Genomic DNA, 13530 nt, shown 5'->3' with positions numbered 1-13530 from the left:
CGGGGACGCGGGTCCAGCCTCCGGAGTGCTGGAACGCCCTGGACACGCGGGTCGTCGCGTGGGGACTGGACGGCCCGGACCGGCGGCGCCAGCTGCACCAGCTCAGCGAGCTCCGACTCGGGGTGGAGCCGCTCGCCGCCCGGCTCGCCGCGGCGAACGCGACCGAGGAGCAGCGGCGGGCGCTCACGGAGGCGGGCGACGCCCTCTCCACCCACTCCCGTGCAGCCGACCAGTCCGCCTACCTCGCCGCCGACACCGCCTTCCACCGCTCCCTCCTGGCCGCGTCCGGCAACCGGATGCTCGCGCAGCTGGGCGATCTGGTCGCCGAGGTCCTCGCCGGCCGCACCCGCAACGCGCTCATGCCGCGCGAGGCCGACTCCACCGCGGTGCGGCTGCACCGGGCGGTGGCCGCCGCCGTCGCCTCGGGCGACGCGGACGCTGCAGAGGCCGCGATGCGGGCGATCGTCGAGGAGTCGGACCGGGCGGTCCAGGAGAGCTGACGGGGTTGCACGCCCGCAGCGCCGCGCGCACAGTGGAGCGCATGGTCGAGGGATACACGTCCGCGCAGGTGCGGGCCGCCGAGGCTCCGCACCTGGCCCGGCGGGAGCCGCTGATGCAGCGCGCCGCCGACGGCCTCGCCCGCGAGCTGCGCCTCGTGCTCGCCGGGCGCTCCGACCGCTCCCGTCCGGGCTCGGTGCTCGTCCTGGTCGGTCCGGGCGACAACGGCGGTGACGCGCTCTACGCGGCCGCCGAGCTCTCCTCCTCCGGAACCGACGTCGTCCTCGTCCTCACGGCCGAGCGGGTGCACCGCCGGGGCCTCGCCGTGGCGCTCGACGAGGGCTGCGGGCAGGTGCCGGCCGACGACGCGCCCGGCCTCGCCGCGGCGGTGGCGCGGGCGGACGTCCTGGTCGACGGGATCCTCGGCATCGGAGCGACGGAGCCCGCGCTGCGGGGGCGGCCGCGCGTCGTCGTCGAGGCGGTGCTCGACGCGCTGGAGCGGCGGGCCGAGCGCCCGGTGGTCGTCGCGGTCGACCTGCCGAGCGGCATCCATCCCGACGACGGGTCGGTCCCCGATCCCGCCGTGCTGCGCGCCGATGTGACGGTCGCCTTCGGCGCGATCAAGGCCGGTCTGCTGCTGCCTCCGGGCGACTCCTACGCGGGCCGTCTGCGCCTGGTCGACATCGGCCTCGGCCCGGACCTGGCCGGAGTGGAGCCCGCGGTCCGCGAGTGAGCGAGCGGCTCAGGAGGGAGCGAGGAGGTGCGCCTTCTCGGGGTGCTGCTCGAACCACTGCCCGACGTACCAGCACATCGGCACGACGCTCCGCCCGCCGGCGGCCTCGATGTCGTCGACGGCGAAGGAGACCAGCTCCCCTGCGAGCCCGCGGCCGCGGAAGGGCGGAGTCGTGAAGGAGCGGACGAGGGAGACGCTGCCGGGCGCCTCGCGGTAGTCGAGAACGCCCACCAGGGCGCCGTCGAGGTGGAGCTCGTAGCGCGACGCGTCGTCCGCCCGGCGGAAGTCCTTGGCCATGCCTCCAGAGTAGGACGGCCCGGACGGATCAGGTCTCGTCGCCGAGCATCTCGCCGTCGACGTAGAGCCAGCGCCCGTCCTCGCGCAGGAAGCGGCTGCGCTCGTGCACGAGGCCGGGGCCGGCGGGCGAGCGGTAGGAGGCGCGGAACTCGACCAGGCCCTCCTCGTCGCCCTCCCCGCCGAACGAGGTGTCGACGATCTGGAGCCGGCGCCACTGGACGTCGGGATCGAGGTCGATGCGGCGCGGCCGGGTCGAGGGGTGCCAGCTCGCGAGCAGGTAGGGGGCGCTGCCGAGGACGTTCGCACTGTAGCGGCTGCGCATCAGGCGCTCCGCCGTCGGCGAGGGCTCCTCGCCGAGGTGGGCGGGGCGGCAGCAGTCGGCGTAGTGGCGGCGGCTTCCGCAGGGGCAGGAGTCGGCGGGATGCATCCGGCCAGTGTGGCAGGCGATGCGGCGCCCCCGGCCCGGCGCGGCTCCGGCGAGCGCCGCGACTCCCCGGGCCGTCCAGGTGTGCATCCCCTCCACATCCGCTCCGCCGCCTTGAGGGTGCCGCCGGATCCCGGCAACGTGGCCCCCTCATCGACCACGGACGGAAGGAACGACCCGATGCTCACGCTCACCGACAACGCCAGCACCGTCGTCAAGACCATCACCGGGCAGACCGAGACCCCCGTCGAGGGAGGCCTGCGCATCAGCGGCACCGATCTCGACGCCCGCAACTTCGCTGTCGCGGTCGCCGCGGCCCCCGAGACGACGGACGCCGTCGTGGAGCAGGACGGCGCGCGCGTGTTCCTCGACGTCGCCGCCTCCGTCGCTCTCGGCGACAAGGTCCTCGACGCACAGGTGGACGAGGGCGGCTCCGTCAGCTTCGGGATCGCTCCCCAGGACTGACCCCGTCGACATCGGAGGCCGCCCCCACCGCAGTGCGGGAGGGCGGCCTCCGTCGTCCCAGGATCAGGAGAGGATGTCGCGGGTGGTGAAGCGGCCGATCGCGAGGGACCCGAACACGGCGACGTAGGCGAGCTGGAGCAGCGCGTTCTCGCCGAAGGAGCTCCACGCGATCGGGTCGCGCAGGAGGTCGGCGAAGTCGAACCACCGGTCGGTCAGCAGGAACGGGTGGAGGGCGTCCAGCTGCGAGAGCGAGCCGACGATCTGCGCCGCGATGGAGACGACGACGGTGGCCGCCATGGCGCCGACCGGCACATCGGTCAGCGTCGAGATGAAGAGGCCGATCGCCGAGAGCCCGACCAGCGAGAGCGCCGCGTACACGGCGATCGCCAGGGCCCGGCCGACCGCGTCGCCGAGCGGGACGGTGCTGCCGGAGAGCAGCGTCACCGGTCCCGCCGGGAAGAGCGCCAGGCCGATCAGGATCCCGACCACCATGACGGTGAGTGCTGCGGCGAGGCAGAAGGCGAGGGAGGCGGCGAACTTCACCGCGAGCAGCCGCACGCGGCCGACGGGGCTGACCAGCAGGTAGCGCAGCGTCCCGAGCGAGGCCTCGCCCGCGATCGCGTCGCCGGCGACGACCCCGACCGTGAGCGGGAGGAACAGCGGGACGGCGACCGTGATGGCCGCGAAGCCGGTGAAGAGGCCGTTGCCGGCGATCGCGCCCACGAAGGAGGGCCCGCCTCCGTCGCCGCCCGAGAGCCGCACCGCGACGGCGAGCAGGATCGGGATGGCGGCCAGGGCCGCGAGCAGCGCCCACGTGCGGCGCCGGCGGAAGAGCAGGGCGAGCTCGGAGGCGAGCAGGGACCCGATCCCCGCGCGGCGGACGGTCGCGTCAGCGCTCGACATCGAAGCCCTCCCCGGTCAGCTCGACGAAGCGCTCCTCGAGCGAGGGGCGGCGGACGGCGAACCCGCGGACGCGGACGTCGGCCCGCACGAGGTCGGCGACCAGCGTCTCGGCCGCGAGCCCGGGCGGCAGAGCGGCGACGACCAGCGGCGGATCGGCGGGGTGCGGGCCCGGCGCGGTGCGCGGCTCCAGACCCCGGGTGTGCAGGGCCACGATCGCGCGCTCGCGGTCGGGCGTCAGCAGCTCGACCGAGGCGGCGTCCCCGCGCAACTCGTCGAGCCCGCCCTGGGCGACGAGGCGCCCGGTGCGCATGACGGCGGCGTGGGTGCAGAGCTGCTCGATCTCGGCGAGGAGGTGGCTGGAGACGAGGACGGTCGTGCCGTCCTGGTTCAGTCCGCGCACGAGAGCGCGGACCTCGCGGGTGCCCTGCGGGTCGAGGCCGTTCGTGGGCTCGTCCAGCACAATCAGGTCGCGCGGCGAGAGCAGGGCGACCGCGATGCCGAGCCGCTGCTTCATGCCCAGGGAGTAGGAGCCGACCTTCTTGCGCGCCGCGGCCGAGAGACCGACGCGGGCGAGGGCCTCCTTCGCACGGGTGTCGCGGGTGCGGGACGAGGTGCCCGCCTCCGCTGCGTCGAAGCGCCGGAGGTTGGCCGCTCCGGAGAGGAACGGGTAGAAGCCCGGCCCCTCGACCAGCGCCCCCACCCGGGGCAGGACCTCGGCCGCGCGCCGGGGCATGGCCTGCCCGAGGACGGTGATGCTGCCCGCGGTCGGCGCGGCGAGGGCGAGCAGCATCCGGATCGTCGTGGTCTTGCCCGAGCCGTTCGGGCCGAGGAAGCCGAAGACGGCGCCGCGGGGAACGGCGAGGTCGAGACCGGAGACCGCCTCCTGCCGCCCGAAGCGCTTGGTGAGGCCCCGCGTCTCGACTGCGAGCTCGCCCGCCGTCACCGAGCGGAGGCCGCGTCGCGGAGCGTCTCGGCCGGGACCGCGCCGACGAGGACGCGTCCGTCGTCGGTGACGAGGACGGTCAGCAGGGCGGAGGAGAGGACGCGGCCGCCGTCGACCGGCGTGGTGACCGCGTCGAGCGAGGAGAGCGCGTCGGCGTCACCGGCGGGCAGCTCGACGACGCTCGTCCAGCCGGAGCCCGTGGTGACGACGTCCGAGTGCCCGGTGGTGTCCGCGGCGGGCGCGTCCGAGGCGTCCGCCTCGTCGTCGACCGGAGCGGCCTGCTCCGTCACCTCGGCGCCGGCCGGGGGCGTGAAGGAGAAGAGGGACGCGTCGGGCGTCGAGAAGTCGATGCTCGTGTACGCGACGCTGAACGCGGGCGCGGTGCCCCCGCGGGCCGTCACCGCCACTCCGAGCGGGAGGCCCGTCTCGCCGTCGACCGAGACGGTCACGGAGCCCACGAGGGTGCCGCCGTCGCGGGGCGTGAGCACGAGCTCGTACGCGTCGCGCCCGGCGACGCTGACGTCCGAGCCGACCGCGACCGTGGTCGTCGGGTCGATCGCGGCGAGCAGCTGCTCGGCGGCGGACGACGGCGTCACGACCTGATCGCCCGGCGAGGCCTCGGGGGCTCCGCCCGCGGGAGGCACGAGGTGGGTGGCGGTGTTCGCGCTCGAGTCGTAGATCCAGACTCCGTCGGTCGTCGAGGCGACGACGTCGCGCTCGGCGAGCCGGTCGAGCACCTGAAGGCGCGCGCCCTTCTCGGCGTCGACGTACACGCGCGCCTGGTGCGAGCCGGTGGCGAGCTCGACGAGGGAGTCGGCGGGGTCGGCGGACGCCGAGCCGGCGGAGCCGCCGAGCGCCGAGAGGTCGGGCAGGCCGAGGTCCGAGGTCTGCTGGATCTCGCCGGAGAACGCCGTGGCGTCGCTCTCGGCGACGAAGGCGAGGAGGTCGGCGGCGGACTTCTCGGGGAGATCCCCCGCGGCGCTCGCCGAGAGGGGGAGGGCGACGGCCGCGGCGACGACGACCGCGGGGACGACGGCGACGGGCGTCCAGCGCTTCCAGTCAATGCTCATGCCGGGAACGCTACGCCTCGAACCTCCGCGGCGGGCCCGGAACGTCCCGGTCCACAGCCTTCCGGAAGGGGGTGCGGGCGGAGACCGCGGCCGGGATGATCAGGGCATGGACCTCCCGTTCGCGCTCCCCCTCGCCCCGATGCTCGCCAAGGCCGTTCCGGCGGTGCCGGAGCAGACCGCCGTCGCGGGCGGATACTCCTACGAGCCGAAGTGGGACGGGTTCCGCGCGATCGTCTCGGTCGCCGGCGGGGAGTGCGAGATCGGGAGCCGCGGCTCTAAGCCGCTGACCCGGTACTTCCCCGAGCTCGTCGAGGCCTTCCTCCGGCTGCTCCCCGACGGCTGCGTGCTCGACGGCGAGATCGTCCTGGCGACCGGCGAGCCGGGAGCGCAGCGGCTCGACTGGGACCTGCTCTCGCAGCGCATCCATCCGGCCGCGAGCCGCGTGAGGATGCTGGCGGAGACCACCCCGGCGATGCTCGTCGCCTTCGACCTGCTCGCCGTGGACGGGCGCAGCATGCTCGAGGAGCCGTACTCGGCGCGGCGGGAGGCGCTCGCCGCGGTGATGGCCGGCGTCCCGCATCCGCTGCACCTCGGCCGCGCCACCGACGACGAGGCCCTGGCGCGCGACTGGCTGGAGCGCTTCGAGGGCGCAGGACTGGACGGCGTCGTGGCGAAGCCCCTGGCCGCGCCCTACTCCCCCGGGAAGCGCGCCGTGCTCAAGGTCAAGCACCACCGCACGGCCGAAGTGATCGCGATCGGGTACCGCGAGCACGCCTCCAAGCCGGGCGTGGGCTCGATCCTGCTCGGCCTGCACGGCGACGACGGAGAGGTCCGCCAGGTCGGCGGGGCCTCGGCCTTCAGCGACGAGCGACGCGTGCAGCTGCTGGAGGAGCTCGCACCCGCGGTCGAGCGCGACGCGGAGGGAGCACCGGTGCGCGGCGAGGGTGAGCGGAGCCGGTTCTCGAGCGGCCGCGACACCTCCTTCGTGCGCCTGCGTCCCGAGCTCGTGCTCGAGGTCCGCTACGACCAGCGCGAGGGCGACCGCTTCCGGCACACCGTGCAGTTCGAGCGCTGGCGCCCTGACCGCGACGCCGCCTCCTGCACCATGGAGCAGCTGGAGCAGCCGACCGCGTACGACCTCGGCGACGTCCTCGGCTAGGCCTTCTTCGCGCGGCTGGGCTGCACGCGGGGCGGCTCGCCCGGCATCTTGGGGAAGTCGGGCGGGAACGGCAGCTCGCCGAGGCCGGCGGCGACATCGCGCTCCCACCAGCCGAGCAGGGCGTCGAGGCGGCCGGGGGAGTCGTGCATCCGGGCCCACGGATCACCGCGCTCGGCGAGGCGCGCCGGGACCGTGCGGATCGTGAAGGCCCGCGGGTCGACGCCGTCGAGCTCGTCCCAGTCCAGCGGAGTGGAGACGGGAGCGTGCGCGAGCGGCCGCGGGCTGTAGGCACCGGCGATCGTGCGGTCGCGGTTGGCCTGGTTGAAGTCGACGAAGATCCGCTCGCCGCGCTCCTCCTTCCACCACGCCGTCGTGACCTGCTCGGGCATCCGCCGCTCCAGCTCGCGCGCCGCGGCGATCACCGCGTGGCGGACGTCGAGGAACTCGTGCTCGGCGACGATCGGCGCGAAGACGTGCAGGCCGCGGTTGCCGGACGTCTTCACGAACGGGTCGAGGCCGGCCTCCCGCAGGACCTCCCGCAGCGCGTGCGCGGCGACGACCGCGTCGGCGACGTCGGTGCCGGGCTGCGGGTCGAGGTCGATCCGGAGCTGGTCGGGCAGGTCGGGCGCATCGGCGCGGGACGCCCACGGGTGGAAGACGACGGTGTTCATCTGCGCCGCCCAGACGGCGGCCGCGGGCTCGTCGATCACGAGCTGCGGATGCACGCGCCCGCTCGGGTACGTCACCGGGACGGACCGGACGTACTCGGGCGCGCCCTTGGGCGGGTTCTTCGAGAAGAACTGCTCGCCCTCGATCCCGGAGGAGAAGCGCTGCAGCGAGACGGGGCGGCCGCCGTTCGCCGCGACGAACGGCTCGCCGACGGCGATCAGGTACTCCGCGACCTCGCGCTTGGTGATGCCCGGCTCCGGGAAGAGCACTCGCTCAGGGCTCGAGATCCGCACCTCCCGGTCGCCGTGCGGTCCGGGGACGGTGAGGACGACGGCGTCGCTGCTGGGCATCTGCTGAGGCTAGCCCGCGGCGCCGCCCGGCGACAGGGGTCCGCCGGGTCGCCTCCGCAGGCGGATCGGGCCCTTCGCCCGCGAGGGGTCGACGACCTGTCCGCCCTGCACGATGTCGATCTCGCCCCGGTCGACCAGGCGGCGCGCGGCCCGGCGCACGGGCTCCATCAGCGGCCGCCACTCCTCGCCCCCGACTCGGCGCGCGACCTCGGACGGGCACGCCGTCGACGCCGCCGCTCGCGCGAGCAGGACGGTGCGGATCTCCTCCTCGAGGCGCGCCTCCTCCGGTCCGACTCCGCGACGGCGGCAGGCGTCCGAGCAGTAACGGACGTCCTCCCAGTCCCGTGCCCACTTCGCGCGCCACTCGATCTCGCGACCGCAGGAGGCGCAGGTCTTGCTCTCGGGGTGCGCGGTGGACGTGCGCTGACGGTGGGCCATGCCCTCGAGTCTGCGCGCAGACCGCGGCCGCGGCGACGGGTTGCGCTGAGGGCGAGCGACGGGTGCGCGGACGACGGCGCCGACGACGGGCACCCGATCCGGCGTGATCGGGAACAGGGAGCGGCGGATCCGCGTTCCCCGAGGTGGCGGCGTCATACTCCGCAATGGGGCGGCCCTCCCCCGGCCGGTGCGCCAGTCTGGAGGAGCCGTGCTGCGGCGCGACGCCGGGCCACCACCCCGTGCCGCACCCTCGATCGATCAGGAGTCTCCGATGAGCCGCGAGAACCTCGCCACCACCCCGGACCGCGAGCCGGAGCACCGCGCCTTCGCCGGACTCTCCCCGGAGGACTTCAAGCTCGCGTTCCGCAACCACGCCGCCGGAGTCGCGCTGATCACCGCCGACCCGGGCACCGGCCCGGTCGCCCTGACCGCGACCTCCGTCTTCTCGGTGAGCGCCGAGCCGCCGCTGTTCGTCTTCTCGCTCTCGTCCGCCTCGTCCAGCTCTCCGGCCATCCAGGCGTCCGAGACGCTGGTCGTGCACCTGCCCGGCGCGGAGCAGCTCGACCTGGCGCGTCTGGGCTCGACCAGCGGCATCGACCGCTTCGCCGACACGTCGCTCTGGTCGCGGCTGCCCACGGGCGAGCCGTTCTTCCCGGGCGCCGCCGCCTGGATCCGCGGCACGGTGATCAACCGCATGGAGGCGGGATCGTCCACGATCGTCGCCGTGCACGCCCTCGAGGCCCACGTGCCCGAGGACTCCGAGACCACGGCGCCGCTCGTCTACCACAACCGCACCTGGCACCACCTCGGCGAGCACTCCCGCCTCAGCTGAGCTCCGCGGGCGCTCCGGAGCAGGCGGTTCAGGCCTCCGGGCCGGTCGCCACCGTCCGGCCCGGCGTGCTCGACCACTGCGACCAGGAGCCCGGGTAGAGCGCCGGTGCGAAGCCCGCGAGCGTGAGCGCGACGACGTCGACCGCGGCCGAGACGCCGCTGCCGCAGTACACGCCGACGGGGGCGTCCTCCCGCACGCCGAGCGCCCCGAATCCCGCGCGCAGGTCCGAGGCGGGCCGGAACCGCCCCTCGGAGTCGAGCGCCGCGGACGCCGGAGCGTTCCGAGCGCCGGGGATGTGGCCCGCCCGCGGGTCGATCGGCTCGACCTCGCCGCGGTACCGCTCAGGGGCGCGGGCGTCGAGCAGGACGCCCGCCGAGGGCAGCGCCGCCGCCTCGTCGATGTCCAGCACCGGGAGCCGACCGTAGGCCAGCTCGACGTCGCCCCGCTCGCGCGGAACGTCGCCCGTCTCGAGCTCCCGCCCCGAGCGGATCCAGCCGGCGAGCGACCCGTCGAGCAGGCGGACGTCCTCCACTCCCGTCGCCCGCAGCAGCCACCAGGCCCGCGCGGCCGGGACGCTCTGCGCGTCGTCGTACACGACGACGGACCGGCCCCGGCGGAGCCCCCAGCCGCGCGCCGCCTCCTGCAGCACCTCGATCGGAGGCAGCGGGTGGCGACCCTCCTCCGGCTCGCCGTGGGCGGCCAGCTCGTGATCGAGGTCGACCTGCACCGCGCCGGGCAGGTGGCCCGCGAGGTACTCCGGTCGGCCGTCGGGCCGGTCGAGGCGCCAGCGCACGTCGAGGACGAGCGGCGGCTCGGTGGAGGCCATGAGCTCGGCGAGCTCGTCAGGCGTGACCAGCAGGCTCTCGCGGCTGGAGGGGGTCGTCGGGGTCATGGCGTCCTTCCGATCCGCGTCGTCGGCGGAGTCCTGCCTCAGCATGCCGGGTCGCCCGGCGGCGCGGGAGCTCGCGCGGCAGCGGAGCATCGATGCACAAGGCGCCTTGTCGATGGTCGTCCGCCGCGGAGCCTCTCGCGCAGGCGGGTCGTCTTCGCCACTCGATACCCGCGAGCGTGGCCCGGAGGTCTGCAGGGGACCGCTCGGGCATGAGAGAGGAGGGGGAGGCTCTCGTCGTCGGAGGACGGCCGAAGGCCCGCCCTCCGTCAGGGGCGGACCTTCGCTGCCTTCAGTTGGACTCGCAGGCGAACCCGTCGTCATCCCTGTCGAGCCCGGCGACATCGCCGTAGTACGGGTAGTACAGGTCGAAGTACCGCTGAGCTGAGGCCTGGTCCGGGAAGTCGTCGCAGTTCACAGCGTCGCCGGGATAAGCAGGTCGTCCCGGGCCGGGCGCCGGTGCAGGCGCGGCGGCCTGCGTGCTCGCCCAGAGCGCGCGGCCCTGCGGCGAGTAGATCACCAGGTTGCCGTCGTTCTGCATGACCATCCGGGAGCCCGGGCTGCCCGCCGTGCCGGACTGCCAGCGCGCTCCGCCGGAGCCCGCGTAGACCACGGCGTTGCCGTCGGACTGCATCTCGAGCCGGTTGCCGCTTCCGGACGTGCCGGCCGCCCAGCGGGCCGAGCCGCGCGAGTACACGACGAGGTTGCCGTCGCCCTGCATGACCGCCTCGCTCCCTCCGTCTGAGGAGCGCAGCAGCTGTCCGGAGGTGAGCCGGCTCCCGGAGGAGAGGGTGTCCCGGACGGCGGGCGCGGGCGGCGCCGGAGGGGTGTCGCTCGCCCACAGCGCGCGACCCGAGGCGGAGTAGACGACCAGATTGCCGTCGTTCTGCATCTGCAGGCGGGATCCCGGGTTGCCCGCCGTACCCGAGGCCCAGAGGGGACGGCCCGAGGCGGAGGTGACCACGGCGTTGCCGTCGGACTGCATCGAGAGCGTCTCGCCCTCGCCCTGGGTGCCGGCGCCCCAGCGGACGTCCCCCCGCGAGTAGACCGCGAGATTGCCGTCGCCCTGCAGGGAGGCGCGGGACCGGCCGTCCGGCGAGGTGAGCTGCTGTCCGCGGGCGAGCCGCGAGCCGGAGGAGAGTACGTCGCGGATCTCGGGCGCGCGCGAGGTCGAGCTCGCCCAGAGCGGCCGTCCGGAGGCGGCGGTGATCACCAGGTTGCCGTCGTTCTGCATCCGCATCCGTGCGCCCGTGTTCCCGGGCGTTCCCGCCTGCCAGCGCACGCCGGACCCGGGGGCCGAGACCACCGCGTTCCCATCGGTCTGCATCGCGAGGCGGTTGCCCGCTCCGGAGGTGACGGAGCTCCAGCGCGGCGATCCGTCCACGTAGACGACGAGATTGCCGTCGCTCTGCATCGCGGCGCGCGAGCGGCCGTCCGAGGCGGTCAGCTGCTGTCCCGGAGCGAGCTCCCGCCCGCTGTCGAGGACGTCGGCGATCGGCTCCGGCTCGGGCTCCTGCTCGTCGGCCGAGGACCAGGCCGCGTCCCCGTTCGGGCGGACGAGCACGAGCTGCCCGTCGTCCTGGATGAGGGCGAGCGCGCCGGTCTCTCCCGCGGTCCCGGACGCCCAGACGGGCGTGCCGGAGCCGGTCACGACGACGAGGTTGCCGTCCTCCTGCATCCGCACCGTGGTCGCTCCGGAGCCCTGGGTCCTGGTGCTCCAGACGGGGCGGCGCCCGGCGTCGTAGATCACGGCGTTGCCGTCCGCCTGCATCTCGAAGCTCGCGGAGTCTCCGTTCGAGAAGATGCGCTCCCCCGCGTCGAGCGAGTCGCCGCCGAGGAGGGCGTTCGTGTAGGTCTGCGATCCGCGCGCCTCTGCGGGCGGAGTCTCCCCCGGGACGAAGGCGGTCGGAGTCTCGGCGACGGTCTGCGTCGCGAGGGCGGACGGCGCCAGAGCGGCGGAACCGCCCGCGGCGAGCAGGCAGGCGAGGGCCATCGCCGCGAGGCGATGAGGAGGTCGTGGCACGGAGAGCCCTTTCGGAGGCGGCGGCGGCGGAAGCCGGGGTCGAGCGGAGCCTGGCACGCGCTCGCCACGGCCGTCCATCCGGGCCGCGCGGAACTACTCAGCCGGAGCGGGCGATCCGCGCCGGCTGCGCGGGCGCCGCCTCCGGACCACGGAGCCTCCGGCCGGCTCGCACGCCCCGGTCGGGGTTGTCGGCGATCGACGCGGATCGACGGAGGACGTGCTCCCACGGCCGGAGCGCACCCCGCGCGTGCGGCCGGAGCGCACCCCGCGCGGGCGCCCCGGGAGGCGGCTCAGACCTCCCGCGGCACGGAGGAGGTCCCCGTTCCTCCTAAAATCGGAGGCATGTCGAAAGTGTTGAGCAGTCTGCCCGTGGGCGAGCGTGTCGGAATCGCATTCTCGGGAGGCCTCGACACATCCGTCGCCGTCGCCTGGATGCGCGAGAAGGGCGCCGTGCCCTGCACGTACACGGCCGACATCGGCCAGTACGACGAGCCCGACATCGAGAGCGTCCCGTCCCGCGCGGCCCAGTACGGCGCCGAGATCTCGCGCCTCGTCGACGCGAAGAGCGCGCTGGTCGAGGAGGGACTCGTCGCCCTGCAGTGCGGCGCCTTCCACATCCGCTCCGGCGGCAAGACGTACTTCAACACCACCCCCCTCGGCCGCGCCGTGACCGGCACCCTCCTCGTCCGCGCCATGCGCGAGGACGGCGTCGACATCTGGGGCGACGGCTCGACCTACAAGGGCAACGACATCGAGCGGTTCTACCGCTACGGCCTGCTCGCCAACCCCCGCCTGCGCATCTACAAGCCCTGGCTCGACGTGCAGTTCGTCAACGAGCTCGGCGGCCGCACCGAGATGTCGGAGTGGCTGGTCGCCCGCGGCTTCCCCTACCGCGACGCCACCGAGAAGGCCTACTCGACCGACGCCAACATCTGGGGCGCCACCCACGAGGCCAAGCGCCTCGAGGAGCTCTCCAGCGGCCTCGAGCTCGTCGAGCCGATCATGGGTGTCGCGTCGTGGCGCGACGAGGTCGAGATCGCCTCCGAGGTCGTCTCGGTGCGCTTCGAGGCCGGCCGCCCAGTCGCGCTGAACGGCGTCGAGTTCTCGGACGCCGTCGCGCTCGTGCTCGAGGCGAACGCGATCGGCGGACGCCACGGGCTCGGCGTCTCGGACCAGATCGAGAACCGGATCATCGAGGCCAAGAGCCGCGGCATCTACGAGGCCCCCGGCATGGCGCTGCTGCACATCGCCTACGAGCGCCTGCTGAACGCGATCCACAACGAGGACACCGTCGCCCAGTACCACTCGGAGGGCCGCCGTCTCGGCCGCCTGATGTACGAGGGCCGCTGGCTCGACCCGCAGTCGCTGATGCTGCGCGAGTCCATCCAGCGCTGGGTCGGCTCGGCCGTCTCCGGGGAGGTCACCCTGCGCCTGCGTCGCGGCGACGACTACACGATCCTGGACACGACCGGCCCCGCGCTGAGCTACCACCCCGACAAGCTCTCGATGGAGCGGGTCGGCGACGCCGCCTTCGGCCCCGAGGACCGCATCGGGCAGCTCACGATGCGCAACCTCGACATCGCCGACTCCCGCTCGCGGCTCGAGCAGTACGCGGCCGCCGGCCTCGTCGGCGGTCCGACCGCCGAGCTCGTCGGCGAGCTCGAGATCGGCGAGGCCGACGCGATCACCGAGGGCGGCGGGTCCGCAGCGGCCGATGCGCTCGGACGCGCCACCGACCTGGCCTCGGAGGGTGCGGCGTTCGACGCCGGTACCGACTGACCCCGCCCTCGCACCCGGCGCGCCGGGTCGGCCCGCACGGCACGACGCCCCCGTGCGC

At 74.5% G+C, this 13530-nt stretch carries 15 protein-coding genes; 6 read left to right on the top strand and 9 right to left on the bottom strand.

The genetic code is table 11. From position 1 onward, the window contains the following. Both C5C27_RS14280 and C5C27_RS14275 read left to right on the top strand, forming a co-directional pair. On the top strand, positions 1 to 500 hold a 500-nt coding region (locus C5C27_RS14280), incomplete at its 5' end, for a FadR/GntR family transcriptional regulator (protein ID WP_104314736.1). 41 nt (positions 501 to 541) lie between these two features. Then, a complete protein-coding gene (locus tag C5C27_RS14275) occupies positions 542 to 1231 on the top strand; it encodes an NAD(P)H-hydrate epimerase (RefSeq protein ID WP_104314735.1) in 690 nt (229 codons plus the stop codon). 9 nt (positions 1232 to 1240) lie between these two features. Here the strand turns inward: C5C27_RS14275 and C5C27_RS14270 are convergent, their stop codons facing one another. Both C5C27_RS14270 and C5C27_RS14265 read right to left on the bottom strand, forming a co-directional pair. After that, a complete protein-coding gene (locus tag C5C27_RS14270; protein ID WP_104222554.1) occupies positions 1241 to 1528 on the bottom strand; it encodes a GNAT family N-acetyltransferase in 288 nt (95 codons plus the stop codon). A 28-nt stretch (positions 1529 to 1556) separates the two neighbouring features. Then, positions 1557 to 1955 carry a YchJ family protein gene (locus C5C27_RS14265; protein WP_104314739.1) on the bottom strand — a complete coding sequence of 133 codons (399 nt, stop codon included), beginning with the start codon at positions 1953 to 1955 and terminating at the stop codon, positions 1557 to 1559. Between the two features lie 177 nt (positions 1956 to 2132). Between C5C27_RS14265 and C5C27_RS14260 the strand changes: the two genes are divergently transcribed. Further along, positions 2133 to 2417, top strand: a complete 285-nt coding sequence (locus C5C27_RS14260; protein WP_104222553.1) for a hypothetical protein — start codon at positions 2133 to 2135, stop codon at positions 2415 to 2417. A 63-nt stretch (positions 2418 to 2480) separates the two neighbouring features. Here the strand turns inward: C5C27_RS14260 and C5C27_RS14255 are convergent, their stop codons facing one another. From C5C27_RS14255 to C5C27_RS14245, 3 genes are read right to left on the bottom strand one after another with little or no spacing between them, the layout of a single operon-like run. Next, positions 2481 to 3320 (bottom strand): ABC transporter permease, encoded by an 840-nt coding sequence (locus C5C27_RS14255; protein WP_104314734.1) that lies wholly within the window; start codon positions 3318 to 3320, stop codon positions 2481 to 2483. Beyond that, positions 3307 to 4263: an ABC transporter ATP-binding protein gene (locus C5C27_RS14250; protein WP_104225399.1), complete on the bottom strand. Its 957-nt coding sequence runs from the start codon at positions 4261 to 4263 to the stop codon at positions 3307 to 3309. The genes C5C27_RS14255 and C5C27_RS14250 overlap by 14 nt, the downstream gene beginning before the upstream one ends. Further along, a complete protein-coding gene (locus C5C27_RS14245; protein WP_104314733.1) occupies positions 4260 to 5333 on the bottom strand; it encodes a DUF2092 domain-containing protein in 1074 nt (357 codons plus the stop codon). The genes C5C27_RS14250 and C5C27_RS14245 overlap by 4 nt, the downstream gene beginning before the upstream one ends. Positions 5334 to 5439: 106 nt before the next feature. Here C5C27_RS14245 and C5C27_RS14240 point away from each other — a divergent pair, with 106 nt between their 5' ends. Continuing rightward, positions 5440 to 6492: an ATP-dependent DNA ligase gene (locus tag C5C27_RS14240; protein ID WP_104314732.1), complete on the top strand. Its 1053-nt coding sequence runs from the start codon at positions 5440 to 5442 to the stop codon at positions 6490 to 6492. Here C5C27_RS14240 and ligD read toward each other — a convergent pair. Continuing rightward, positions 6489 to 7511, bottom strand: a complete 1023-nt coding sequence (gene ligD / locus C5C27_RS14235) for a non-homologous end-joining DNA ligase (RefSeq protein WP_181133551.1) — start codon at positions 7509 to 7511, stop codon at positions 6489 to 6491. The genes C5C27_RS14240 and ligD overlap by 4 nt on opposite strands. A gap of 9 nt (positions 7512 to 7520) precedes the next feature. Then, positions 7521 to 7949 (bottom strand): DUF2256 and DUF3253 domain-containing protein, encoded by a 429-nt coding sequence (locus tag C5C27_RS14230; protein ID WP_104295628.1) that lies wholly within the window; start codon positions 7947 to 7949, stop codon positions 7521 to 7523. A gap of 271 nt (positions 7950 to 8220) precedes the next feature. On the opposite strand from C5C27_RS14230, the gene C5C27_RS14225 reads away from it, so the two are divergent. Continuing rightward, complete coding sequence (locus C5C27_RS14225) at positions 8221 to 8781, top strand: flavin reductase family protein (RefSeq protein WP_104314731.1); 561 nt, start codon at positions 8221 to 8223, stop codon at positions 8779 to 8781. A 28-nt stretch (positions 8782 to 8809) separates the two neighbouring features. On the opposite strand, the gene C5C27_RS14220 is transcribed toward C5C27_RS14225, so the two are convergent. Together C5C27_RS14220 and C5C27_RS18625 are read right to left on the bottom strand one after the other, a co-directional pair. Further along, entirely contained in the window at positions 8810 to 9673 is an 864-nt protein-coding gene (locus tag C5C27_RS14220; RefSeq protein WP_104314737.1) for a sulfurtransferase, read from the bottom strand. Positions 9674 to 9962: 289 nt separating this feature from the next. Further along, entirely contained in the window at positions 9963 to 11663 is a 1701-nt protein-coding gene (locus C5C27_RS18625) for an excalibur calcium-binding domain-containing protein (RefSeq protein ID WP_181133550.1), read from the bottom strand. 372 nt (positions 11664 to 12035) lie between these two features. On the opposite strand from C5C27_RS18625, the gene argG reads away from it, so the two are divergent. Continuing rightward, positions 12036 to 13472, top strand: a complete 1437-nt coding sequence (gene argG, locus C5C27_RS14210; protein WP_104222545.1) for an argininosuccinate synthase — start codon at positions 12036 to 12038, stop codon at positions 13470 to 13472. The last annotated feature ends 58 nt before the right edge of the window (positions 13473 to 13530 follow it).

The organism is Rathayibacter sp. AY2B7 (genome assembly GCF_002931635.1).
Lineage (GTDB): Bacteria > Actinomycetota > Actinomycetes > Actinomycetales > Microbacteriaceae > Rathayibacter.
The sequence above is the reverse complement of the archived record's forward strand: the minus strand, read 5'-3'. Positions and strand labels throughout refer to the sequence as shown.